This window comes from Alteromonas sp. 4NH20-0104 (assembly GCF_057547795.1).
The window spans coordinates 1-22915 of the sequence record NZ_BAAJLP010000049.1 but is presented as its reverse complement, the minus strand read 5'-3'; the positions used below and the strand labels follow the sequence as shown (position 1 = coordinate 22915).

The 22915-nt window shown below is 49.9% G+C and carries 17 protein-coding genes; 7 read left to right on the top strand and 10 right to left on the bottom strand.

Annotated elements, in window-relative coordinates:
• Positions 1 to 180: 180 nt before the first annotated feature.
• The 4 genes from AC27IB_RS22645 to tkt all read right to left on the bottom strand — a co-directional run bounded on the left by AC27IB_RS22645 (position 181) and on the right by tkt (position 5530).
• Positions 181 to 1077, bottom strand: a complete 897-nt coding sequence (locus AC27IB_RS22645; RefSeq protein ID WP_296052420.1) for a fructose bisphosphate aldolase — start codon at positions 1075 to 1077, stop codon at positions 181 to 183.
• Between the two features lie 202 nt (positions 1078 to 1279).
• On the bottom strand, positions 1280 to 2455 hold the full coding sequence (locus tag AC27IB_RS22640; RefSeq protein WP_487123812.1) for a phosphoglycerate kinase: 1176 nt from the start codon (positions 2453 to 2455) through the stop codon (positions 1280 to 1282).
• 36 nt (positions 2456 to 2491) lie between these two features.
• The gene (gene epd, locus AC27IB_RS22635) at positions 2492 to 3508 is read right to left on the bottom strand and encodes an erythrose-4-phosphate dehydrogenase (RefSeq protein WP_487123810.1); all 1017 of its coding nucleotides are present in this window, start codon (positions 3506 to 3508) and stop codon (positions 2492 to 2494) included.
• 30 nt (positions 3509 to 3538) lie between these two features.
• Positions 3539 to 5530 carry a transketolase gene (tkt, locus tag AC27IB_RS22630; protein ID WP_487123808.1) on the bottom strand — a complete coding sequence of 664 codons (1992 nt, stop codon included), beginning with the start codon at positions 5528 to 5530 and terminating at the stop codon, positions 3539 to 3541.
• A 473-nt stretch (positions 5531 to 6003) separates the two neighbouring features.
• Here tkt and metK point away from each other — a divergent pair, with 473 nt between their 5' ends.
• The gene (metK, locus tag AC27IB_RS22625; protein ID WP_296052410.1) at positions 6004 to 7149 is read left to right on the top strand and encodes a methionine adenosyltransferase; all 1146 of its coding nucleotides are present in this window, start codon (positions 6004 to 6006) and stop codon (positions 7147 to 7149) included.
• Between the two features lie 53 nt (positions 7150 to 7202).
• Here metK and AC27IB_RS22620 read toward each other — a convergent pair whose 3' ends face one another.
• Positions 7203 to 7700 (bottom strand): CYTH domain-containing protein, encoded by a 498-nt coding sequence (locus AC27IB_RS22620; protein WP_296052407.1) that lies wholly within the window; start codon positions 7698 to 7700, stop codon positions 7203 to 7205.
• 490 nt (positions 7701 to 8190) lie between these two features.
• Between AC27IB_RS22620 and AC27IB_RS22615 the strand changes: the two genes are divergently transcribed.
• Entirely contained in the window at positions 8191 to 8703 is a 513-nt protein-coding gene (locus AC27IB_RS22615) for a hypothetical protein (protein WP_487123806.1), read from the top strand.
• 24 nt (positions 8704 to 8727) lie between these two features.
• Here the strand turns inward: AC27IB_RS22615 and AC27IB_RS22610 are convergent, their stop codons facing one another.
• Both AC27IB_RS22610 and AC27IB_RS22605 read right to left on the bottom strand, forming a co-directional pair.
• Positions 8728 to 9426 carry an aspartate/glutamate racemase family protein gene (locus AC27IB_RS22610; protein ID WP_487123803.1) on the bottom strand — a complete coding sequence of 233 codons (699 nt, stop codon included), beginning with the start codon at positions 9424 to 9426 and terminating at the stop codon, positions 8728 to 8730.
• A 67-nt stretch (positions 9427 to 9493) separates the two neighbouring features.
• Positions 9494 to 10018, bottom strand: coding sequence for a hypothetical protein (locus tag AC27IB_RS22605; RefSeq protein ID WP_487123801.1), 525 nt, complete (start codon positions 10016 to 10018; stop codon positions 9494 to 9496).
• Positions 10019 to 10432: 414 nt separating this feature from the next.
• On the opposite strand from AC27IB_RS22605, the gene AC27IB_RS22600 reads away from it, so the two are divergent.
• Positions 10433 to 11164: a queuosine precursor transporter gene (locus AC27IB_RS22600; RefSeq protein WP_296052398.1), complete on the top strand. Its 732-nt coding sequence runs from the start codon at positions 10433 to 10435 to the stop codon at positions 11162 to 11164.
• 11 nt (positions 11165 to 11175) lie between these two features.
• Here the strand turns inward: AC27IB_RS22600 and AC27IB_RS22595 are convergent, their stop codons facing one another.
• From AC27IB_RS22595 to AC27IB_RS22585, 3 genes are all read right to left on the bottom strand, one after another.
• On the bottom strand, positions 11176 to 12810 hold the full coding sequence (locus AC27IB_RS22595) for a methyl-accepting chemotaxis protein (protein ID WP_487123799.1): 1635 nt from the start codon (positions 12808 to 12810) through the stop codon (positions 11176 to 11178).
• Between the two features lie 386 nt (positions 12811 to 13196).
• The gene (locus AC27IB_RS22590; protein WP_487123797.1) at positions 13197 to 15545 is read right to left on the bottom strand and encodes a TonB-dependent receptor; all 2349 of its coding nucleotides are present in this window, start codon (positions 15543 to 15545) and stop codon (positions 13197 to 13199) included.
• A gap of 182 nt (positions 15546 to 15727) precedes the next feature.
• A complete protein-coding gene (locus AC27IB_RS22585; RefSeq protein ID WP_487123795.1) occupies positions 15728 to 17026 on the bottom strand; it encodes an aminotransferase class V-fold PLP-dependent enzyme in 1299 nt (432 codons plus the stop codon).
• A 219-nt stretch (positions 17027 to 17245) separates the two neighbouring features.
• On the opposite strand from AC27IB_RS22585, the gene AC27IB_RS22580 reads away from it, so the two are divergent.
• The 4 genes from AC27IB_RS22580 to AC27IB_RS22565 all read left to right on the top strand — a co-directional run bounded on the left by AC27IB_RS22580 (position 17246) and on the right by AC27IB_RS22565 (position 22888).
• Positions 17246 to 18385: an HD-GYP domain-containing protein gene (locus tag AC27IB_RS22580; RefSeq protein ID WP_487123793.1), complete on the top strand. Its 1140-nt coding sequence runs from the start codon at positions 17246 to 17248 to the stop codon at positions 18383 to 18385.
• A gap of 108 nt (positions 18386 to 18493) precedes the next feature.
• Positions 18494 to 19237 (top strand): sulfite exporter TauE/SafE family protein, encoded by a 744-nt coding sequence (locus AC27IB_RS22575; RefSeq protein WP_296053004.1) that lies wholly within the window; start codon positions 18494 to 18496, stop codon positions 19235 to 19237.
• 120 nt (positions 19238 to 19357) lie between these two features.
• Complete coding sequence (locus AC27IB_RS22570) at positions 19358 to 21286, top strand: alpha-amylase family glycosyl hydrolase (protein WP_487123791.1); 1929 nt, start codon at positions 19358 to 19360, stop codon at positions 21284 to 21286.
• A gap of 186 nt (positions 21287 to 21472) precedes the next feature.
• A complete protein-coding gene (locus tag AC27IB_RS22565; protein WP_487123789.1) occupies positions 21473 to 22888 on the top strand; it encodes a YdgA family protein in 1416 nt (471 codons plus the stop codon).
• Positions 22889 to 22915 lie beyond the last annotated feature (27 nt).

Sequence of the window (22915 nt, the reverse complement as noted above, 5' to 3'; positions counted from 1 at the left end):
GAAAATTCCGGGATGACGAAGATGATGAAAATTCCGGGATGACGAAGATGTTGAAAATTCTGGGATGACGAAGGAGTAAAAGGTCGGGATTACAAAGATAGTGAAAGTTCAGGAATTACGCCCAAAAGAAAAATCCCGGCGCAGAGGCCGGGATGACAGATTTTTTAGCAGCAATGACAACTAAGTCAGAGACGCCTGATAAATGCCTTCAATAGCTTTATCCAGCGTGGCTTCAAACTCTTCATCGCTTTGCTGTGCAGACACACCTTCCGTCAGTGCCCGTGAGAAACTGGCAATCATGCCCTGGTTCTCAGCCAGCTTGGCGTTGGCATCGTCACGTGAGTAACCACCTGATAAAGCAACCACTTTGATTACCTTGGGATGATCCACCAGCTCTTTGTAGAAATTCGCTTCGGTGGGAATAGTCAGTTTTAACATGACTTTTTCTTCGTCCAGCAGATTGAGCTGAGTCAGAATTTCCAGCTTCAGCAAGGCTTCTGCTTCGGCTTTTTCAGGGCTGTTAATGTCGACTTCCGGTTCGATAATCGGTACCAGGCCGGCTGCCAGAATTTGTTTACCCACTTCAAACTGCTGCTCAACAATGGCTTTAATCCCTTCGTGATTTGCCAGCTTCACAACAGAACGCATTTTGGTACCAAATACATCTTTAGCATTGGCTTTGGCCAGCAGCTCGTCGAGCTGTGGCATCGGCTTCATGAGCTGCACACCATTGGCTTCGGCTTCCAGGCCTTTATCGACTTTCAAAAACGGCACTACGCGTTTTTTTTGCCACAGGTAATGGGAAGAGGCTAAACCTTCAATTTCACGGTCGAGAGTGTTTTCAAACAGGATGGCGCCGAGGACACGCTCACCTGAAAAGGCGTTACAGGTTACGATACGGGTACGCATTGCATGTACCATGTTGAACATTTCCTCATCGTTTGAGTACTCTGATTCTTCAATACCGTAAAGTTTTAGGGCTTTTGGGGTACTACCACCGCTTTGATCAAGGGCGGCTATAAAGCCCTTTTGGGTGATGATTTTATCCAGCATAGCTTGCTGAGCCTGTGATGCCATGTGCAACACTCCTTATTTTCTTATCCGTTTTTTATAAACGGTTGTAGGGTTAAGAGAAATCATTTATTAGGCATGGGAATTTCGTTATATCAAAGCTTTAGCAGTGCTTACAGCGAATTGACAAACGATTATTCAGCCTGCGTATCCTTATGCAGGTGTCGCCGGAATACTGCTATTCCGGCGCCGGGACATTACTTTTCTGTTAGCGGTTTTTTTCTTCTAATATCGCTACTGCAGGTAAAGTTTTGCCCTCAAGAAATTCCAGGAACGCACCGCCACCGGTTGAGATGTACGATACTTTGTCTGCAATTTCATATTTATCTACTGCTGCTAGCGTATCACCACCGCCGGCAATTGAAAATGCATCACTGGCGGCAATTGCTTCTGACAGCGCTTTTGTTCCACTTGCGAACTGATCAAATTCAAACACACCAACCGGGCCATTCCATACGATGGTGCCGGCATTTTTCAGAATATCTTCCAAGGCAGCAGAGCTGTCCGGGCCGATATCAAAAATCATATCGTCGTCGACAACATCACTAACTGGCTTCAGTTCTGCCGGCGTGTCTTCGGCAAAGGCTTTACCGGTGACTACATCGGTAGGTACAGGGATATCACCGCCATTGGCCTGCGCTTGCTCTATCAGGCGTTTGGCTTCATCAACCAAATCCATTTCAACCAGTGATTTACCCACATTGTGACCCTGTGCCGCAATAAAGGTATTGGCAATACCGCCGCCAACAATCAGTTGGTCCACCTTGTCGGCCAGAGACTTAAGCACGGTGAGTTTAGTCGACACTTTAGAACCACCCACAATGGCCACCATGGGGCGAGCGGGGTTATCCAGCGCTTTCGACAAAGCGGTCAGTTCGCCAGCCAATAACGGACCAGCCACCGCTTGCGGTGCAAATTTTGCCACACCGTGGGTTGATGCCTGGGCCCGGTGCGCCGTGCCGAAAGCATCCATTACAAATACATCGCATAGGGCAGCATATTGCTTGGACAACGCCTCGTCGTCTTTCTTCTCACCCTTATTAAATCGCACATTTTCCAGGATCACACATTGACCAGGCTCAATGTCTACGCCATCAAGGTAGTCTTTTACCAGTTTTACCTCGACATCCAGCACGTCATTGAGGTAATTCACAACTGGCAGTAAGGAAAACTCGTCAGCGGGCTCGCCTTCAACAGGACGGCCAAGGTGCGACATTACCATCACTGCAGCACCGGCTTGCAGGGCGGCTTTGATGGTCGGTAAAGACGCTTTAATCCGTGCATCGGATGTCACTTTACCGTCTTTTACCGGTACATTGAGATCCTGACGGATCAGTACACGCTTACCTGACAATTCAATGTCTGACATGCTTGGGATTGACATAAGGTTTCCTTCTTATCCGGTTAAATTCAAAATAAATTAGTCATTGCCTGTTTGATACATCGCCAACGCGGTATCCAGCATTCGGTGGGCAAACCCCCACTCGTTGTCGCACCACACCAGGGTTTTGACCAACTGGCGGTGACTCACCCGTGTTTGTGTACCATCCACAATACACGAATGGGGATCGTGATTAAAATCTACTGACACCAGCGGTTCTTCGGTGTAATCCAGTATGCCCGACAAGCGGCCGGTGCGGGCTGCACTGAGCGCCTGGTTCACTTTATCGATGGTTACCTCAGCCGCCAGCGTCACGCTTAAATCCATGGCACTGACGTTAATGGTTGGTACCCGCACGGCAATCGCTTCGAACTTACCGGCAAATTTTGGCAATATTCGTTCGATGCCCCGGGCCAGACGGGTATCCACCGGAATTATCGACTGACTGGCAGCACGGGTGCGTCGCAGGTCGGGGTGGTAGGCATCGATAACCTGCTGATCGTGCATGGAGGAATGGATAGTGGTAATGGTGCCACTCTCCACACCAAACGCTTCATCGAGTACCTGAATTACCGGCACAATGCAGTTAGTGGTACAGGAGCCGTTCGACACCACTTTATGCTCTGGTAGCAGGGTGTCTTCGTTACAGCCGAAGATAATGGTGTTATCCATATCCGGCGCGCCGGGCTGAGAAAACAGCACTTTTTTAGCCCCGGCCTGAATATGTGCCAGGCCACTGGCCTTATCGGTGTACTGACCGGTACATTCCAGCACAATATCCACCCCCAGCTCAGCCCAGGGCAGGCCTTCGATATCGGGTTGGTGACAAAGGCGAATAACGTCACCGGCTACGGTAAGCTGATCGCCTTTGCGCTCCACATGGCAGGCAAAACGGCCGTGGGAGGTATCGTATTTGAGTAGGTGTGCCATGCCGTCAGGATCAGCGATTTCGTTGATAGCGACGACCTGGATAAATTGATTGCGGCCACTCTCATAGAGTGCCCGCAGTACATTTCGGCCAATGCGGCCAAAGCCATTAATGGCGAGTCTTACCATATTTTTATGCAGCCCTAAAGCCGGGGCAAATTATAGCCCCAGCGCAGCTTCTACTACAGCGTCAACAGTAATGTTGAAGTGTTTGAACAGTTCACCGGCTGGTGCAGATTCACCAAAGGTGTCCATGCCCACAATGGCGCCGTTAAAGCCAACATACTTATACCAGCTCTCTTTTGACAGTGCTTCTACCGCCACGCGTTTAACAACTGCAGACGGCAATACTGACTCGCGGTAAGCCGCATCCTGACGATCGAAAACATCGGTGGATGGCATCGACACCACGCGTACCGCTTTACCCTGTTCGGTAAGTTTGGCTGCCGCATCTACTGCCAGTTGAACTTCTGAACCGGTACCAATCAGAATCAATTCCGGGGTGGTGTCACAGTCAACCAGTACATAACCGCCTTTGGCCACATCAGCAACCTGAGCCTCAGTGCGCGGCTGTTGTGCCAGCCCCTGACGACTGAAGATCAATGAGGTAGGACCGTCGGTACGTAAAATAGCTTCTTTCCAGGCTACCGCTGATTCCACCTGGTCGCACGGGCGCCAGTTGTCAAGGTTCGGCGTAGCACGCATGGCAACGACTTGTTCTACCGGCTGGTGAGTCGGGCCGTCTTCGCCCAGACCAATTGAATCGTGGGTATACACAAAGATGACCGGCTGCTTCATTAACGCCGCCATACGTACAGCGTTACGAGCGTATTCCATAAACATCAGGAAGGTCGCACCGTAGGCCTTAAAGCCGCCGTGCAGGGCAATACCATTCATCATGGCAGACATGCCAAATTCACGCACACCATAATAAACATAGTTACCGCTGGCATCGTCTTTTTCTACGCCTTTACAACCGTTCCAGATAGTCAGGTTAGAGCCGGCCAAATCGGCTGAGCCGCCGAGTAATTCAGGCAGCAACGGCCCAAAAGCATTAAGCGCATTTTGTGAGGCTTTACGGCTGGCAATCGTATCCGGGTTAGCTTGCAAGTTAGCGATGTATTCATCGGCTTTGGCCACAAAGTCTGCCGGTACGTCACCGCTTAAGCGGCGTTTTAGTTCAACAGCCAGTTCCGGATAGGCTTCAGCGTACTGCGCAAACAACTCGTTCCAGGCTTGCTGGGCTTCGCCGCCTTTGTTTTTGCCGTCCCAGCCAGCGTAGATATCAGCAGGCACTTCAAACGGAGCATGGCTCCAGCCCAGTGCTTCACGGGTCAGGGTAATTTCGTCGTCGCCTAATGGCGCACCGTGGCAGTCTTCTTTACCCTGCTTGTTGGGCGAGCCGAAGCCAATAACGGTTTTACAGCAAATGAGCGTCGGTTTGCCGGTTTCGGCTTTAGCCGCTTCAATAGCACTGTTAATAGCTTCAGGATCGTGACCGTCGATATCGGTGATCACATGCCAGCCGTAAGCTTCGAAACGTTTTGGCGTATCGTCGGTAAACCAGCCTTCCACTTCACCGTCGATAGAAATACCGTTGTCGTCCCAGAACGCAATCAGTTTGTTCAGGCCCAGCGTACCGGCCAGAGAGCTGGCTTCATGAGAAATACCTTCCATTAAGCAGCCATCGCCAAGGAACGCGTAGGTGTAGTGATCGACTACCGCCAGATTGTCGCGGTTAAATTGCGCCGCCAGCACTTTTTCAGCCAGCGCCATGCCCACAGCATTGGTAATCCCCTGCCCCAGTGGACCGGTAGTGGTTTCAACGCCTGGCGCATAACCGTATTCCGGGTGACCAGGGGTTTTAGAATGTAACTGACGGAATTGCTTAAGCTCGTCGATAGGCAGTTCGTAGCCGGTAAGGTGCAACAGTGAATACAGCAACATAGAGCCGTGACCGTTAGACAGTACGAAGCGGTCGCGGTTAGCCCACGCCGGATCGGCCGGGTTATGTTGGAGGTGATCGCACCACAGTACCTGGGCAATGTCTGCCATGCCCATTGGCGCACCAGGGTGACCTGATTTAGCTTTCTGAACAGCATCCATACTTAATGCTCTAACGGCATTAGCTAGTTCTCGACGAGACGGCATGTTGACTCCTGAATTGTATTTGAGTGCCAGTTGAGGTGGCAATTTACTGTAATTATTGACACATCAGCGATGTACTAATGTATTTGTGTTTGCTTAGGTTTGCCGCCATTGGCTTACCGCAAATTTTGCAAACAGAAATACACTCTCACTCAGTGTCGCATATTGTTACCCACCGGCCATTGCAGTTCAATGTGTTTCGGTCTTGTCGGAGCATTTAATAGCGCTGACATTACTCTGTACCAGCCGGTAGCCAGACCCTGACTGTCAAGTAAACGTAACAAATAGACTTTTAGACGTCCAGAAGTAAAGACTGGTATTTATAAATTGGCTTGCTACAATAGTCGCATGTGTATTGATCTACAATGACCCTGCCCGACGTAAAACTGCGGCAGAACGGTGATTTTACGGTTTTCACCGGTGTTCAGTTGAACAATACGCCCCGACTATAAATTGAAATAAACACGGAGCATGTAATGGCAGCCCATTTATTTACGTCCGAGTCAGTCTCTGAAGGCCATCCGGACAAGATTGCCGATCAAATATCCGATGCGGTACTTGATGCAATCCTGCAACAGGATCCTAAGGCGCGAGTCGCCTGCGAAACCTATGTAAAAACCGGCATGGTGCTGGTGGGTGGTGAAATCACTACTTCTGCCTGGGTAGACATTGAAGAACTGACTCGTCAGACCGTGCGCGAAATTGGTTATACCCACTCTGATATGGGCTTTGACGCCGATTCCTGCGCCGTATTAAACGCCATTGGCAAACAATCACCGGATATCAATCAGGGCGTCGACCGTGTACGCCCGGAAGAACAGGGTGCTGGCGACCAGGGCCTGATGTTTGGCTATGCCAGCGATGAAACCGAAGTGTTAATGCCTGCCCCCATCACCTACTCGCACCGTTTAGTGCAGCGTCAGGCTGAAATGCGTAAATCAGGCAAGCTGGAATGGCTACGTCCGGATGCCAAAAGTCAGGTAACCTTTATTTACGAAGACAACGTGCCCGTCGGCATTGATGCGGTGGTACTGTCTACCCAGCATTGTGATTCGGTATCTACCGAGACCGTGCGTGAAGCGGTAATGGAAGAAGTCATCAAACCGGTACTACCGGCTGAGTGGATTTCGGCTAACACCAAATTCCACATTAACCCCACCGGACGCTTTGTTATTGGCGGCCCCATGGGCGACTGCGGTCTGACCGGCCGTAAAATTATTGTGGATACCTACGGCGGCATGGCGCGTCACGGCGGCGGCGCTTTCTCGGGTAAAGATCCATCGAAAGTAGACCGCTCAGCGGCCTACGCCGGACGTTATGTAGCGAAGAACATAGTGGCTGCGGGTCTGGCCAAGCGCTGTGAAATACAGGTGTCTTATGCCATTGGTGTAGCAGAGCCAACGTCGATTAGCATTGATACCTTTGGCACCAGCCAGTACGACGAAGCTACTCTGGTTGCTATCGTTAAAGAGCACTTTGACTTGCGCCCGTATGGCCTCATCAAAATGCTCGATCTGGAACGCCCCATTTACCAACCTACGGCGGCTTATGGCCACTTTGGTCGCGACAGTTTCCCATGGGAAGCCACCGACAAGGCAGAAGCCCTGCGCGCTTCGGTTTAATTCTCCGCAGTTTCCTGTATTACGCCAGACTTCGTCTGGCGTTTTTGTTTGGGCTAATAGGCATTGGCCATAGCCAGCGCGTCGGGCAGGCCCATTCTGGCCAGGTTAACATGCTGATACTCACGCCGGTGTGTTACTTCGAGTTCTGCGTAGTCCGGCGGAAAAAACTGGCGGCTTTGCATTTCATTTTCAAAGGCGACCTCCACCAGGATCAACGGCGCTAAATGGCCGGAAAACACATCTAAACACAACCGATGGCCGCAAAATCCAATGCGATAGCGTTTTTTCTCAACCCGCATGTGCTGCGTGAGTGGCCATAAGTCGTTAAATTGTTCTGCACTAATGGAAATTTGAGTGTCGAGACGTTTTAAGCCAAAGCCCTGTTTTACCGTCATGGTAAATTTACCGCCTTCATCTCTTATTCGCACATGGTGGTCACCCTCTGCAGTCACGTAACCTTGCCTTACAATGACCGGCTTGCGCGTTTCAAGTAGCTCTTCAGGTAAGTAAGTAACAACAAATTTTCGTTCGATTTCCCAGTCTGCTCGCATTATTTGATCCTCAGTGGGCAACATCCCTCGCCGCCTTATCAGTGGTTCCGTATTGATTGAATCCCGAAAGCAATAATGTTCATTTATAGCGCTTTTAATAGTTTGTTTTATATGAGTTTTTTGTTTTACCCTTATGAATATTGGCCGGTTTTACAGGCCGTTTTTTTTCACAATGGAGACTTTTAAAGCTAGCTGACCGGGATAATTTTTGCCACCAAAATCGACGAAAAACGATACGAAAAAAAGTTACGGTGAGAACTTGGTATCGCTGCCGATTAGGTCTATATTGATACTAAGCTGCCGAAAAAGCCCGCAGCGTAAAAAGCCGGGCTGCAGGTCACGGTAAGGCACCAGATTAATTAATAGATAATAATTAATAGATAATAAATAGATTAATAAATTGTGCCGCTGAGTATTCAGGCAGGCTGTAATAAAAACGGCGCGGTGTAACTGCGCATAGATACACTCAAACACACGGGAAGACCTCACAATGAACAAGCCTCGTTTCCGCTTGTTTTTGTTTGGTTTGGTTGCGATGTTTAGTTGTCCGCTGCTGGCCAATCAATCCGCCATGCTGCCAGATTCTTCGCTGGTCACCCGGCCCGTGGGAAATACCCAGTACTTCATAGCCTATCAGAGCAAACGCCTGCCCAAATGGAATTTCAGTGTTGAAATAAACCGCTCTTATGCCGCTCGCTTTGGCAGTGACGCACGGGCGGTGCCGATTACTATGGTGGGTCTGGAAGCCGTCAGCTTGTCGGCACGTCGGGCTCTGCCGGTTAACTCTGCCCAGTGGATATATGCCACCATTCGTTCTACCCAATATTCGCTAACACCGCAGGCCGGCGCCATGCCTATGGTTAGCGACAGTGACAGAGCCGCCAGCGTGGGCTGGCAGTTTGGTGAATTACGGGGTTTTGGCGTAGCGGTAGGTTACGAATACCGCGATGCCGGACAAATTGATATCAACTCTCTGGTTATGGGCGTGCACTACTACTTTTAATCGCACGGGTTTTCACCAGGCGACCTACATAGACTCACTCAGAATAAAATCAGCCACGCTGTCAGCATGCAATAGGGCCGTATCGAGCACAGGCAATGAGCTGTTTTCGGCACCAACCAGCAGGCCAATTTCGGTACAGCCTAAAATAACCGCTTCTGCTCCCGCCGCTTTGAGGTTATCGATAATTTGCTGATAGCGGCAAAGCGATTCTTCGCGGATGATCCCCTGACACAACTCTTCGTAGATCACCCGGTGTACTTCACCGCGCTCTTCCTGCTCGGGTACCAATACGGTTAATCCACCCGCCGTGAGATGCTCCCGTAAAAATGGCTGTTCCATCGTAAACTGTGTGCCAAGCAAACCAACCCGTTGATAGCCCTGAACCCGGCTTGCGGTGATTAACGCGTCACCGATATGCAACAGAGGGATACGCACCACATTTGCGACCTGCGGCGCGACTTTATGCATCGTATTGGTGCAAATCACCAGGGCTTGCGCCCCCGCCGTCTCCAGACTTTGCCCGATAGAAGCCAAATACGCCGCCAGTTGCTGCCAGTCATTCTGATGCTGCAACCGGGCAATGTGGGCAAAATCCACACTGTAGAGAATTAATGGTGCGCTGTGTAAGCCACCTTTGCGTTGCTTGATGTGCCGATTAATTCGCTGGTAGTAAGTCAGTGAAGACTCCCAGCTCATACCACCTATAAGACCCACCGTCTTCATTGTGTTTCCCTGTCTGGATAAGGTTATTACGTTAGCTTAGCGTCAGAATAGCCTATTAAGCCCGGGGTTAGCCATTAATAACGGCGCGGGCAAGATGATCGGAATCTTGCTGTGGCAGGGTTCGTATAAAGGTTTGCTGAATAATTTCGGCGTCGGTACTGGCGCGGTGACGACAACCGTTAAAGTGTGAAACCACCTGATTCTTAGTGCGCATCCACAGGTCCATTTGCGCTTCGCTTAGCACGTATTCCAGCGCCCTGACACTGAACGTCATGTCCACGCCAGCCGCAGCATACAGCTTAATTAGCCAGGGATGATCCACCACCCAGCCATCGGTATAAGCGGTACCATTGGCGAGGAATTGATTAAGCGCCAGGCAGACTTCGAGGCCATCATTGCCCCATTTTTGCAAGTGGTCGCGGCTCAGGCCATGTAATGCCTCGGCTTTTTTATCCCAGTGGGACCATTGGGAGTAAGGACGAATCAATCGACAGAAACGCGCACCATCGCCCCTTATCACACCTACCTCAATGGGGTAACTGTGAGAGCTAAAACCGCTGGCTTCCACGTCGATGATTGTTGGTATTTGCATGCCAATTTTTTCCTGTCTGTTTCTTAAAGCTAGTTTGTTATTTGTCAGATGCAAATTTAAACCATGATGTTACGTTTATTTGTGTCTGGCCGGCAGCGTATTGTTAAATATTGCGCCCCACCGATACCGCCTGAATGAATGCTCGGATCCAAAGGCAATCAATTACCATGCCACCATAACCCCGCCACCGAAATGAACAAACGGAGTCTGTTTTATATAGAATAATCATGGAGGTTGTGTGACGGCCCGGGTCTTTTTGTGCGTGTACATTTTGCTTGGGCAAGCTGAATAAATAATGGTCGGTGATGGCGAAAACGGCAGCGCCACCTTGCTGATTGCCTGGTTAGCATATTGCGCGGGCAACGAAGACTGTGCCACACTGGTTTTCCTTTTTATTATTCGCTTTAGCTTTTTATGACACCGTCTTTAAATAAAGTTACCGATACTTCCACCCGTCATTTTCGTTTTTTTGATTTCATCCTGGCCGCTACCTGCATTTTAATTGTGTGCTCCAACATAATCGGTGCCGGTAAAGTGGCTGACATTGGCGGGTTCACTTTTGGCGCTGGCGTGATTTTCTTCCCGCTGTCTTATGTTTTGGGTGATGTACTGACCGAGGTGTATGGCTATCAACGTGCCCGGCGCGCTATCTGGGCGGGTTTCTTTGCGGCCGCCTTTGCCGCTTTTATGGCCTGGTTTATTACTGAAATGCCCCCTGCTCCGGGCTGGAATGAAGATCTCGGTGGGGGCCTTACTCGTCAGGACAGTTTTGCCATGAACTTCGGCCAGGCACCGCGAATAGTCCTGGCGTCAGTACTGGCTATCTGGCTCGGTGAGTTTGCCAATGCCTTTGTGATGGCAAAGATGAAGGTACTCAGCAAAGGAAAAGCCTTGTATCAGCGTACCATTGGTTCGACCATTGTGGGTCAGGCAGTAGACTCTGCGGTATTTTATCCTATTGCCTTCTGGGGTATCTGGAGTACCGAATTAATCTTTACGGTAATGGTGACCAACTATGCATTGAAAGTGCTGTGGGAAGTGCTATTAACGCCGGTCACCTACAAAGTTATTGCGCTGCTGAAACGTGCAGAGGGCGTTGATGTGTACGATGAACACACCAACTTTACGCCCTTCTCGATTAAATAAGCAGGCTGGCGCTAGAGTGTAAAGCGGCTCACCTGACGCTGCAGATCGGTGGCCAGCTGGCTGAGTTGCTCGCTGTTAGCGGCGACCATCTCTGAAGCACTGCTGGTTTGCTCGCTAACCACAGTAATATCGCCAAGATGCTGCTGAATTTCTTTCACCACAACGCTCTGTTCTTCGGTAGCCTGAGCGCCATCGAGGGCTTGTTCGCGAACGCTTTCCACATGACCCAGTATTTGCTCCAGGCTGTCGTTAGCGTGGCTGGTAAGCTGCATACTGTCGATGGCATTTTGCTCACTTTGTTCCATACTCGATACCGACTGGGCCACACTGCTGCGTAACCGTTCGATGACGCCGCGCACTTCTTCGGTAGAACTGCGGGTACGCATTGCCAGTTGGCGAACCTCATCGGCCACTACGGCAAAGCCGCGCCCAGAATCTCCGGCACGGGCTGCCTCAATGGCAGCGTTTAATGCCAGCAGGTTGGTTTGCTCTGAAATACTTTCGATTTCCACCAGCACATTGGCAATTTCCACGGTGTCGGCTTCCAGTGCCCGCAACTGACCCGCAGTCGTCGCCACCACCTCTGACATACCTTTAATGGTAGCTTCTGAATCTGCCACCTCAGCCGAACTGCTTTTAACCCCTTTTTCCACCAGCTCGCTGACCTGCGCGGTTTGATTAGCACGCTCGTTAATGGCATCAATGGTCACGCTCAGACTTTCTACCGCATGATACAACTGTTGCGTACTGCGCATTTCAGCCTGCACGCCCTGATTGGTTTGCACCGCCGCCGAGGCCAGTTGCTCAGCACTGCTCTCCATCTGCGTTGCCGACGCCACGAGTTGGGTAATTAACGACTGAAATACCTCCAGCGTTTTGTCGATGTTCGCCGCCATCTCGCCCAGTTCGTCAGCCGAATGATAATTGAGTCGAACAGACAAATCGGCATTAGCCACCTGCTTCATAGTGCGATTAACCCGGCGTAACGGGCGCAGTATAGATGCCGTCAACCGCAAACCGGCAAAGACCATCAGGCTACCAATCACCAGTAACGCCACCGAGTTCACCAGAATATCGTGGAATATTTGCGCATTAATATCGTCGATAAATACCCCGGTGCCTACCGCCCAGCCCCAGGGCTTAAAGGTAGCAACGTAGCTCACCTTTGGCGCGGCCGAATCACTGCCAGCCTTCTTCCACTTATATTCGAAAAAGTCGGCTGATACACCACTGGCGTTAACCAATGCTGCCATTTGCGCAAACACCGGCTCACCGGCTTCAGTGAGTACCCGGCTGTAGTCTTTACCAATGACATCAGCCCGGTCGCCATGACCAATCATTCTTACGCGGGAGTCCAGCACAAAGAAATACTCACTGCCCTGATACCGCTGCTGGTTTAACTGTGCCAGCGCCCGCTCCTGCGCCTGACTCTCGCTAAGCTCACCACTTAACACCAGATGATGATAAGTATTCAATTGGCTGACTGCTGACTGCACCAGGCTCTGCACTTCACGCTGACGGGCGTTTACCGCGTCGTTATAGGCGTTATATAAACTGAAGGCTTCCAGTGCCAGTATTGCCAGCAGCACCGCAGCTATACTTGAATAGAGCCGGCCACTGATAGTGGTAAAGAGTCCTTTAAACATGGTGAAAGAAATAATAGGTGGGGTTAGATTAAGTACTATTAAACGATATAAAAAAACGCTAAACCAGTGATAATTTACATAAGAAGAAGTTGATATAGATTTAAATAAATACCCTCTTACTCTACATATATCAGCATCTTTAAATTATGTTAATATTGTTTTAAAAACAGTACTTTAGTCTAAGAATTTGACGATTTTTCAAGCACCGCATTAGCAACCCGAGGAGTCTGGTAAGACCAGCTAAAACGATTAAGATTGTGCAATTCTTATACACCAATTACCCAATACCCATCTCTGCGCAGGCAATAAAAAAACGCCGGTAAGATACCGGCGTTTTTGGGTCGTTTTTTCGGGCAAGCGTAACACTTCCCTGGCTGCAATGGTGATTAAAAGCTTGCTTTTAAGTTTAACGCGGCGGTACGCGGCGCGCCAATCCAGGCGCCACCGTTAACAACCGTGCCTAAATAGCTGCTATCAAACAAATTGTTGATGGTTAAACGAACATCGATATTGCTGATCCCCTGAACCGGTGAGTCAACAACCGCGCCAAGATAGAAGTCGGCTACGGTATAGGAGTCTACCTCAAACGAGCCCGCTGAGCGCTCGCCCACATATTTGGTGGAAAGACCCATGTTGTACACATCGGCGGTGTAGTCCAGGCTTACCACAAACATGTCTTCGGCTGAGCCAACCACGCGCTGACCATCCACAAAGCCGGTAGAGGCTGCTGGGTCTTTGTACTCTGAATTATTATGCGTGTACGAGAAATACAGACCAAGCTTGTCGGTTATGGTGTAGTCCATTGCCACTTCAATACCGTCTGACTGCACACCACCGACGTTTACGTAAGTACCATCCAGCTCCCCTAAGTAGTCAACACCACCCGCTTCTTCAGCACTTTGATAGGTAATGCGGTTATCAAAGTCGATACTGTAGTAGGTTAAGCTGGCGCTGATATCAGCCGCCACATAACGCACACCGAGGTCGATGTTGTCAGCGGTTTCCGGTTCAACCGAAGAAATATCCACTGAACTGCTTTCCAGTACGCCGTCTTTAATAGCTGCATAGTTCTGCGCAAAGCCAGCAAATACTTCAACGCCATCCATCAACGGCGCTACCACACCCGCGGAGAACAGCACATCAGAATCAGACTCTACCGACAGACTGTTGGCCGGTACAAACAAGTCTTTTTTCTCAATATCAACGTTGAATTTCTTGGCCCCAACGCGCAGTGTGGCCACGCCCAGGTCGATTTCATCTTCCACGTAGTACATTAAGGTTTCAACTGGGAATTCGCTGCTGTATTGCACCCAGTAAGGCGTTTCATCGAACTGATAGCCAATGCGTGAATCGATGATTTTCTGCCAGCTACGGTTTTCTTTACGCTCGTAATCTTCATACCACAAACCGGCACGCAGGGTGTTTTCCATATCGCCAATCTGCGCAACCCATACCGCATCGATATTTATACCGGTACGCTGCTTGTCGTAGTTGGTGTGACGGTAAGAGCCAACCGGAATCGCATTCGCCGGATAACAGGCCGGATCGTACACAACACCGCCACCGCCGTAAGGGAAGGTCAGTGAGCTCTCGCAATCAGCCGTTGGTGACAACGAGTTGCCGTTTGCGTCAACAAAGAAGATCTGGCCTAATGCCGCGCCGCCTTCATAAGTATTACCGTGTACCAGCTCCGAATGGCCTTCGCTGCCATCATCGTTAACGTCGACGATGTAAGGCGGTACCCAGTCACCACGGCCTTCATTTTTGTGCCAGTAAGCGTTGGCTTTTACATCCACGTCGCCAAAGGTCATGTTAGCTTCAAGGTACGCAAACAGATTTTCGCGCAGGGTTGACCAGCCACGGCGATAAGACTGATCGATATAAGGTACGCCGGTCCAGTTACCCGTTAGTTCATCCCAGGCCGGGCTTTGGGCAAACTGCTCAAGGCTGTAAATGCGTTGGTAGTTATCTTCGTGAGTATCATCGTAAGAAATATAACCGGTGATATCCATGTTGCTCAGGTAGCTAACAAACTTAGCGGCCATGTGATCGCGGGTATTTTCGGCGGTGTGGGTCATCCAGTCGCTGTTTTCCTGAGTCGACATGCTGATCCAGGCATAGGTATCGGCCGCTATTTCGCCGGTTTCATAGCGCATGAATAATTTCTGTGCGTCAAACTCACCAAAGGTAGAGCTTACGGTGAGCTGCTCTTCCACACCCGGATTAATGGTGGTGAAGTTGATGGTTCCACCAAGCGCCTCGTGTGAACGTGAGGCAATATCTGCAGTACCCTGCGACACTTCTACTGCACGCAGGTTTTCGGTATCGATATAACGGTTGGCTTTGGCACCACCACCGTAGTTAGAGTTACCATTGGCAATGCCGTCAACGGTCATACCGATTTGTTGCTGGTCGAGGTCAACGGAAAAACCACGAATTGAGATACTGGTAGACCAATCATCGGAACCAAAGGTATCGCCCTCGTTAATCAGCACGCCTGGCAGGTTATCAATGGTCGCCAGCACGCTGGTCATACTGCTTTGTTGCTTAAGCATAGATTCTTCGGTGGCGTTGTTGGCATAAGATACGCTGCGGCCAACAACCGTAACTTCTTCAATTTCATCTGGCTGAGCCGCCGGTGCATTCATTGCTTCGGCCAAAACGGGCGTACCAGCCATCGCGGCCAGTACTGACAAAGCCAGCAGCGAGCGCTGCTTAAAGCGGGTTGGGTTCATGGTTTTGTTTCCTGTGTGATTTTATAGGGATATTTGGCGCGTCAGGTTAGACCCGCTCAATGACATTTCCATGACCATTCCCTGACAGTTAGATGAATCAAAAATCTTTTAAAATTCATCTATTTGTAACAGTCACACAGGATAAAAAAGCCTACGATATAACGTTATTTTGAAGGCCCGGTTTAAGCAAGGCTGGCGAGTGCATCAACCAGCGCGTCAATTTCCTGTAAGGTAGTAAATACCTGAGGCGTAACGCGGATACAGCTGCCACTGGATAGGTCGTGACGGCCAACCGTAAACACCCCGAATTCGTTTTCCAGACGTTTCTGCAATTGATTAATTTGCTCACGGCGGGTTTGCCCGGCCAGACGAAAGGCGCCCATGCCGCTGGCACTGGCATCGTCGGTAGCGCCAAGTACTTCGATATGAGGCATGTTACGGGCTTTGCTCACCCAGCGTTCCCGCAGGTATTTTAAGCGCGCCATTTTCGCCGCCGGACCAACCTTATTGTGAAAGCGGATAGCATCCGGCACAGCGAGAAAGGCGGCAAAGTTAGACGTAGCCATATGCACGCGCTTATGCACAAGGGTGTTGTCTGGATCAGACTCGCCCGGATACGGCGCGACTTTCTCCAGTGTGCCCTTACGCATATACAGGGCGCCAACGCCAACCGGCGAACCAATCCACTTGTGCAGGTTAAATACGGCCCAGTCAACATTCAGCTCTGGCAGGGTAAAGTCGATTAGGCCCCACGACTGAGCGCAGTCACAGATCACATCAACACCATGCAGTTTGGCAAAAGCCGCGATTTCTGCCACCGGTAATATTAGCCCGTGTTGATTGGAAGCATGGGTGAGGATCATTAGTTTCAGGTTAGCTGTGCTGCGGATCCTCTCCTGGTACACTTCCAACAATTGCTGTTTGGAGGCTTGCGCAGGCAAGGTAATTTCCACACCTGTGGCGCCGCGTTGTTCTGCCAGTGCGGCCATGGTTCGTTGGAAGGCAGGATAGTCGATATCAGCCCACATCAGACGGTCGCCGGGTTTTATGCCCTTATACTGGAATAAGAGATTATGCATCGCTTCCGTGGCATTGCGAGTCAGGGCCATTTCTGCTGCCGACACTTCCAATGCATCCGCAATCGCTGCTACTGAGGCCTTGGCATCGGCGTACCAGTCTTTGCGCGCATAGAACGACAACTGATGATTCACCATTTTTGTCAGCTCAATATAGGACTGCTCCACCGGCAACGCCATCTTGCCCCAATAGCCATGCTCCAGGTTAACTATGCCCCCGGCCTTTTTATAAAACGCACTAACCGAGCGCCAGTAAGCTTCATCACCGGCCAGCTCTGCAGCCGTAAGACTGCTCGACGGAAAAGCCGGCCATTGATTAGCGAGCGCCTGCGCACTCACCAGGGAGCCAGACAGTAATAAGGATTGCTGTAATAGTTTACGCCGTGAAATATCGGGGGCAGACATGTAAAGAACTCCAATGCAAAGTAAATTAGTATTTTTTATACGATTACACCATTGCGATTTCAAAACAATGGCTTAAACACCAATTACGATAGAATACCGAAACAAAAAGATATGTTACAACATCACGAAATCTATGAAGGCATGGTGAAAGTTGAGCAACCTGCTCTTGTGGTCTAATTTTATAGTTTAGGTTTATTGTAATTACACAGGGAACGCCTGGTGACGTCATTTCAGCCTTTGCATTCTGTGACATCGAAGTCGCTTACCGGAAAACTTCAGAGTTTTCATGAAGCGCTGTTGACCGACTTCCCGCACATTTGCCGACTCGCCTGCGCTATATACGATGAATCCACAGATATTCTGAAAACCTTTATTAACAGTACCCGCACCGGACATGCCATCGCGGGCTACGAAGTAAAACTACAAGACACCCCCTCGTTACTTGATCTGGCTAATCGCCGTCATAGCCGCGTGATTGAGGATATCAGTACCGAGATACATGCCGGGTCAGTGCACTCAGACTGGTTATTGGAGCAGGGCTACTTAAGTTCGTTTACGATCCCTATTGTGCGACAGGAGCAATTTCTGGGTTTTGTCTTTATCGACAGCACAGAAAAAGACAGCTTTACCGACAGTATTCAGCGCGACCTCATTATGCGCTGCGCCGGTATTTGTGATGCTATTGCCAATGAACTTTCCGCCGCGCACTTACTGGTAGCCACGGCTTCGGCGATTCGTAGCATTGCTAATCTGAGGGATTTTGAAACCGGTATGCACCTCACCAGAATGGCTGAACTGAGTAAACTAATTGCCCGCCATTTACCCGGGTACCATGGCCTTAATGACGAAGATATCGAGCATATTTATCTGTTCTCGCCACTGCACGATATTGGCAAAATCGGCATTCCCGACGCCATTTTATTAAAGCAAGGCAAACTCACCGACAGCGAACGCCAGACCATGCAAACCCATGTAAAAAAAGGCGTGGATATGATTGATTCGATTCTGGCTGAGTTTAATCTGATTGAATTGAATGATGCGCGCATCATGCGCAATATTATCGCCTTTCACCATGAGTACCTTGATGGCTCAGGCTACCCGTTTAAACTCAAAGGCGAACAGGTACCCATTGAGGCAAGGGTGGTGACGGTAGCCGATATCTTTGATGCCCTGACACACAAACGGCCCTACAAAAAGCCCTGGTCGGTTGAAGACTCTATGACTGAACTGCATAAAATGGTCAGGCAGGGGAAACTGGATAAAGACTGTGTAAATGCACTGGCTAACTCTTTAAGCACCGCTCAACACATCATTACTGCTTTCTGCGACAGCCAGGAGCCAACAACCCAACCCAACTGATAGCAATATTAGCGCTTTCTAATACCGCAGGCTTTGTGGTTCAATATACGCCTTTACACTAGCGCATTGACGGGTTCGAGTCTTCGTTTTAGTTAGGATGAATTACTATTGATTTTTGAATCGCTCACTGGGTTTGACATAGCGTTGGTGCTGGTTATTGGCTTTATGGTGGGTCTGGCCAAAGCCGGGATCCACGGCCTGACCTTACTGTCTGTTCCGCTACTGGCTTTGCTATTTGGCGGTAAGCACTCCTCTGGCGTCATGCTGCCCATGCTGATCATGGCTGATATTTTTGCTGTGCATCATTATCACCGCCATGCTAACTGGCAGTTCCTGATGAAGCTCTTTCCGTCGGCGTTTGTGGGGGTATTGATTGGCACCTGGCTGGGCGACCACATTAACGATGCCCTGTTTATGCAAATTATGGCAGTAATTATATTTGCCAGTGTGGGGCTGATGTTGTGGCTTGAGCGTAATAAAGGCGCGATACCAGACTACACCTGGTTTGCCATACTGGCCGGAGTGCTGGGCGGTTTTACCACTATGGTAGGCAATTTGGCCGGATCGGTAATGGCCGTTTATTTACTGAGTATGCGCCTGCCTAAAAACGAATTTATCGGCACTGCGGCCTGGTTCTTTCTGGTGATCAATCTCTTTAAGGTGCCCTTTCATGTGTATGTATGGGAAACCATCACCTGGCCGAGCTTTACCCTTAACCTGATTGCCTTACCGCTGATTATTGCTGGCGTTTACCTGGGCATTTGGCTGGTGAAGCGGATCAACGAAAAACACTACCGCTGGCTGGTGATTGGCATGACCTTACTGGCTGCCGCGGCATTATTGCCGGGCTAGATACTCTTGCGCGTGGCAGGAGCTCGTCTGACGGGCTTTCGCCGTTGAATACGTATGTATGTGTTTTTACGGTAAATCAACGGCTATGCTTGGGTGAAATCCAATTGAGAGAGCCTGCCCATGCCCTACTGTTACCTGACCAAAGCCAGAAACGGTCTTTCCATCACCGTACTGACTACGTTACTGTTAGGGTGCAATACACCCCCAGCCACTAAAGAGGCCAGCGTGACTGTCAGCCAGGACTCCTCTGTAAAACAAGCCGCCCCGGCAGCAGGCAAACCCGTGGTATACCAGGTATTCACCCGTTTATTCGGTAACCAGAATACCACCAATAAACCCTGGGGCACGCTGGAAGAAAACGGCGTGGGCAAATTCGCCGATTTTACCGATGAAGCACTGCAAGGCATTAAGGAACTGGGCACCACCCATATCTGGTATACCGGTGTTCCCCACCACGCAGTGATTAATGATTACAGTGCCTATGGCATCAGTCATGACGATCCGGATGTGGTAAAAGGCCGCGCAGGTTCACCCTATGCGGTAAAAGACTATTACAATGTAAACCCCGATCTGGCGGTTGATCCGGCCAACAGACTGGCTGAATTTGAAGCGCTCATTGCGCGAACTCATGCCCAGGGCATGAAAGTGATCATCGATATTGTGCCTAATCACGTGGCGCGCAACTACGAGTCTTTATCGAGTCCTGCCGGGGTGAGTGACTTTGGCGCTCACGATAATACCGCGGTGACTTATGCCCGGGACAATAACTTCTATTACGCAGTGGGCGAGGCATTCCAGGTGCCTGCCACCGATAACGGCTATCAACCACTTGGAGGCCAGCCCCACCCGCTGGCTGATGGTAAGTTTGAGGAAAATCCGGCCAAGTGGACGGGCAATGGCGCACGGGCAGCCCGGCCCGATGCCAACGACTGGTATGAAACCGTTAAGGTAAATTACGGTATCAAACCCGACGGTAGCGAAGACTTCCCGGCCCTGCCAGCAGGATTTGAACAACAATCCGTTGCTGCCCACGCCGCTTTCTGGCAGGACAAAGACGTACCTGATTCCTGGCGCAAGTTTCGTGATATCACCCATTACTGGCTCGATAAGGGCGTAGATGGCTTTCGCTACGACATGGCCGAGATGGTGCCGGTAGCGTTTTGGTCTTATTTAAATTCGTCGATAAAGGTACGCAACCCGGACGCTTTTTTACTGGCCGAAGTTTATCAGCCTGACCTTTACCGGGATTATCTTCACCTGGGCAAAATGGACTATCTTTACGACAAAGTGGCGTTTTATGACTCGTTGAAAGCCATAATGGAGGGCCATGGCGATACTGCAGATCTGGTATCCATTCAGGCAGACATGCAGGATATCGAGCGCCATATGCTGCATTTTCTGGAAAATCATGACGAGCAGCGTATAGCTGCCCCAGAATTTGCCGGGGATGCAGACAAGGGCAAACCGGCCATGGTGGTATCAGCCCTAATCAGCCGCTCACCAACCATGCTCTACTTTGGCCAGGAAGTGGGCGAAGACGGCAGTGAAGATATGGGCTTTGGCAAACCGTCGCGCACTACCATCTTTGATTATGCGGGCGTCCCCGCCCACCAGCGCTGGATGAATAACGGAGCTTTTGATGGCGGACAATTAACAGAAAAAGAACGGGCACTGCGAGACTTTTACCGCCGGGTTCTTACTATCTCGGCGGACTATCCGGCCATGAGAGGCGATTATTACAGTCTGCATGCAGTGAGTCTGGCCAATGACAGTAATTACTCCTCGTCCCAGCTGGCGTTTGCCCGCTGGACAGACACCCAACACATGATTGTTGCGGCTAACTTTAACGCCACCACACCAGTAACTATTGAGCTCACCGTGCCAAAGGATTTGCTGATAAAGTGGCAATTACCACAGGGTGAGGTAGCCCTGACAGAACACCTGAATTTACCTCAAACAACGAACAAGATGATGGTCAATGGCGAAACCGGCAACATACAGCTTACCTTACCGCCACTGGGCTCGGTGGTGTACACCATAGATCGCTAACCAAAATTAAACTTTTATCTGCGCAGAAGTGCGGCCTAAAGGTTTGACTTCATAGCAATAAACGATAAAGTGCAGGCACATGGATTGATAGTGCAAGCAGTCTTAGAAATTAACATTGTATAAACGCAGTCAGACAGTTTTATCATTGTTGCTTAATGTTAGTTGTAGATGAAACAAGGAAGTAGAATGAAGAAAATTTCCCTTATAGTGTTACTGTTAGCGGTCGTCGCTGGCCTGGTGGGCCCTCATTTTGCGGGCAATTCGTTCAATCAGCAATTAGACGAATTCGCAGCAAAAATCAGTGAGCAGCCCTTTTATGAGGCCAGCATTGAAAGCCGCGAACAGAGCTGGTTTTCAACCACCGCATCTTTGGTTATCAGTCTGGATGGCGCCGCATTTGGCCCGCAGGCCGATGACGTTGAACAGCCAAAGCTTTCCCTGACCATTCCGATTGAGGCCCAGCATGGCCCGTTGTTAACCCAGTCAGGATTGGGCCTGGGCTGGATAGACTGGCAGGTGAAGATGGCCATTGACGATCCTGAAGCCCGCTTCGCGCTGCCCGAGGGCGAAGAGTACATCTACTCAGCGACAGGGATAGTGAGCTTGTTCGGCAGTGTTTCCTACCATGATGTGGTCCCTGCGTTTACCTACACTCATCCTGAAATGGCTCTAATGGTCTCAACCACTGGTTGGCAGGGCAATGCGCGTTTAACCAGTGATACGATAGATTCCGAAACCGTTGAGGCGATGAATATAGATATGTTTATTCAGGATGCCAAAATCGCGGCTATTGAAAACGTGTCTCTCGTTACCGATTTAGAGACTGGCTTAATGCAAGCCTGGGATAACTCTCTGTATGACGGCGTGGCTTCTTTTACCATCGGTACGATGACCATTATGGATCCCACCACCAGTGAAGAAACCAAGTTAGACAATGTCGTTATGGACTCTGTGACCAGTGTTGATAAAACCTCCGGGCTGGGTGATGTACTGGTTTCGACTAAAGTGGCCAGCTTCGCTAACAACACCGTTACGATGCAGGATATCCAGTTTGATTTTGAGATGTCCAAACTGCAGGGCAGCTTTTTAAAAGCCTATCAGAAGATGACGGAAGACATTATGAACACGCCTGATGAGGCTGATAGTGTCATGCAGGGGTTTTTAAAAGGTGCCGGCCTGGCTCAGTTACAGGTTGATCCAGAGCTCAATTTACCGGTGATTAAAGGTGTGATTAACGAGTCGAAGTTTGATGGCTATGCAAACACCAAAGTCGTTGGCATTCAGGCACTGCCAGACACCATGGAAGATGTCAGATTCTGGGCTGAACATGCCGTGGTAGACGCCAAGTTAACCATTGAGGAAGGTGCTGCGTTATACATCACTGAACTTATCCTGAAAAGCCAGCTGGCGGCCAACCCTCAGTTTGCAGTCATGAGTGATGAAGAGCAAAAAGCTTTAATAGAACAACAAACCCAGGGAACCATTAATGCGTTTGTGCAACAAGGTATCCTGAGCGAGACTGAAGATGGTTATGAAATCACCTTTTCTATGGAAAACGCTCAAGCCCTGTTAAACGGTCAGCCTATGGGACTGCCTTTCTAGGGGCATCCGCTTGTATAAAAGGAAAAA

Excerpts from the sequence above, each read along its gene's own strand:
- AC27IB_RS22645 (WP_296052420.1), bottom strand. The coding sequence starts at position 1,077 with ATGGCATCACAGGCTCAGCAAGCTATGCTGGATAAAATCATCACCCAA.
- AC27IB_RS22640 (WP_487123812.1), bottom strand. The coding sequence starts at position 2,455 with ATGTCAATCCCAAGCATGTCAGACATTGAATTGTCAGGTAAGCGTGTA.
- epd (WP_487123810.1), bottom strand. The coding sequence starts at position 3,508 with ATGGTAAGACTCGCCATTAATGGCTTTGGCCGCATTGGCCGAAATGTA.
- tkt (WP_487123808.1), bottom strand. The coding sequence starts at position 5,530 with ATGCCGTCTCGTCGAGAACTAGCTAATGCCGTTAGAGCATTAAGTATG.
- metK (WP_296052410.1), top strand. The coding sequence starts at position 6,004 with ATGGCAGCCCATTTATTTACGTCCGAGTCAGTCTCTGAAGGCCATCCG.
- AC27IB_RS22620 (WP_296052407.1), bottom strand. The coding sequence starts at position 7,700 with ATGCGAGCAGACTGGGAAATCGAACGAAAATTTGTTGTTACTTACTTA.
- AC27IB_RS22615 (WP_487123806.1), top strand. The coding sequence starts at position 8,191 with ATGAACAAGCCTCGTTTCCGCTTGTTTTTGTTTGGTTTGGTTGCGATG.
- AC27IB_RS22610 (WP_487123803.1), bottom strand. The coding sequence starts at position 9,426 with ATGAAGACGGTGGGTCTTATAGGTGGTATGAGCTGGGAGTCTTCACTG.
- AC27IB_RS22605 (WP_487123801.1), bottom strand. The coding sequence starts at position 10,018 with ATGCAAATACCAACAATCATCGACGTGGAAGCCAGCGGTTTTAGCTCT.
- AC27IB_RS22600 (WP_296052398.1), top strand. The coding sequence starts at position 10,433 with ATGACACCGTCTTTAAATAAAGTTACCGATACTTCCACCCGTCATTTT.
- AC27IB_RS22595 (WP_487123799.1), bottom strand. The coding sequence starts at position 12,810 with ATGTTTAAAGGACTCTTTACCACTATCAGTGGCCGGCTCTATTCAAGT.
- AC27IB_RS22590 (WP_487123797.1), bottom strand. The coding sequence starts at position 15,545 with ATGAACCCAACCCGCTTTAAGCAGCGCTCGCTGCTGGCTTTGTCAGTA.
- AC27IB_RS22585 (WP_487123795.1), bottom strand. The coding sequence starts at position 17,026 with ATGTCTGCCCCCGATATTTCACGGCGTAAACTATTACAGCAATCCTTA.
- AC27IB_RS22570 (WP_487123791.1), top strand. The coding sequence starts at position 19,358 with ATGCCCTACTGTTACCTGACCAAAGCCAGAAACGGTCTTTCCATCACC.
- AC27IB_RS22565 (WP_487123789.1), top strand. The coding sequence starts at position 21,473 with ATGAAGAAAATTTCCCTTATAGTGTTACTGTTAGCGGTCGTCGCTGGC.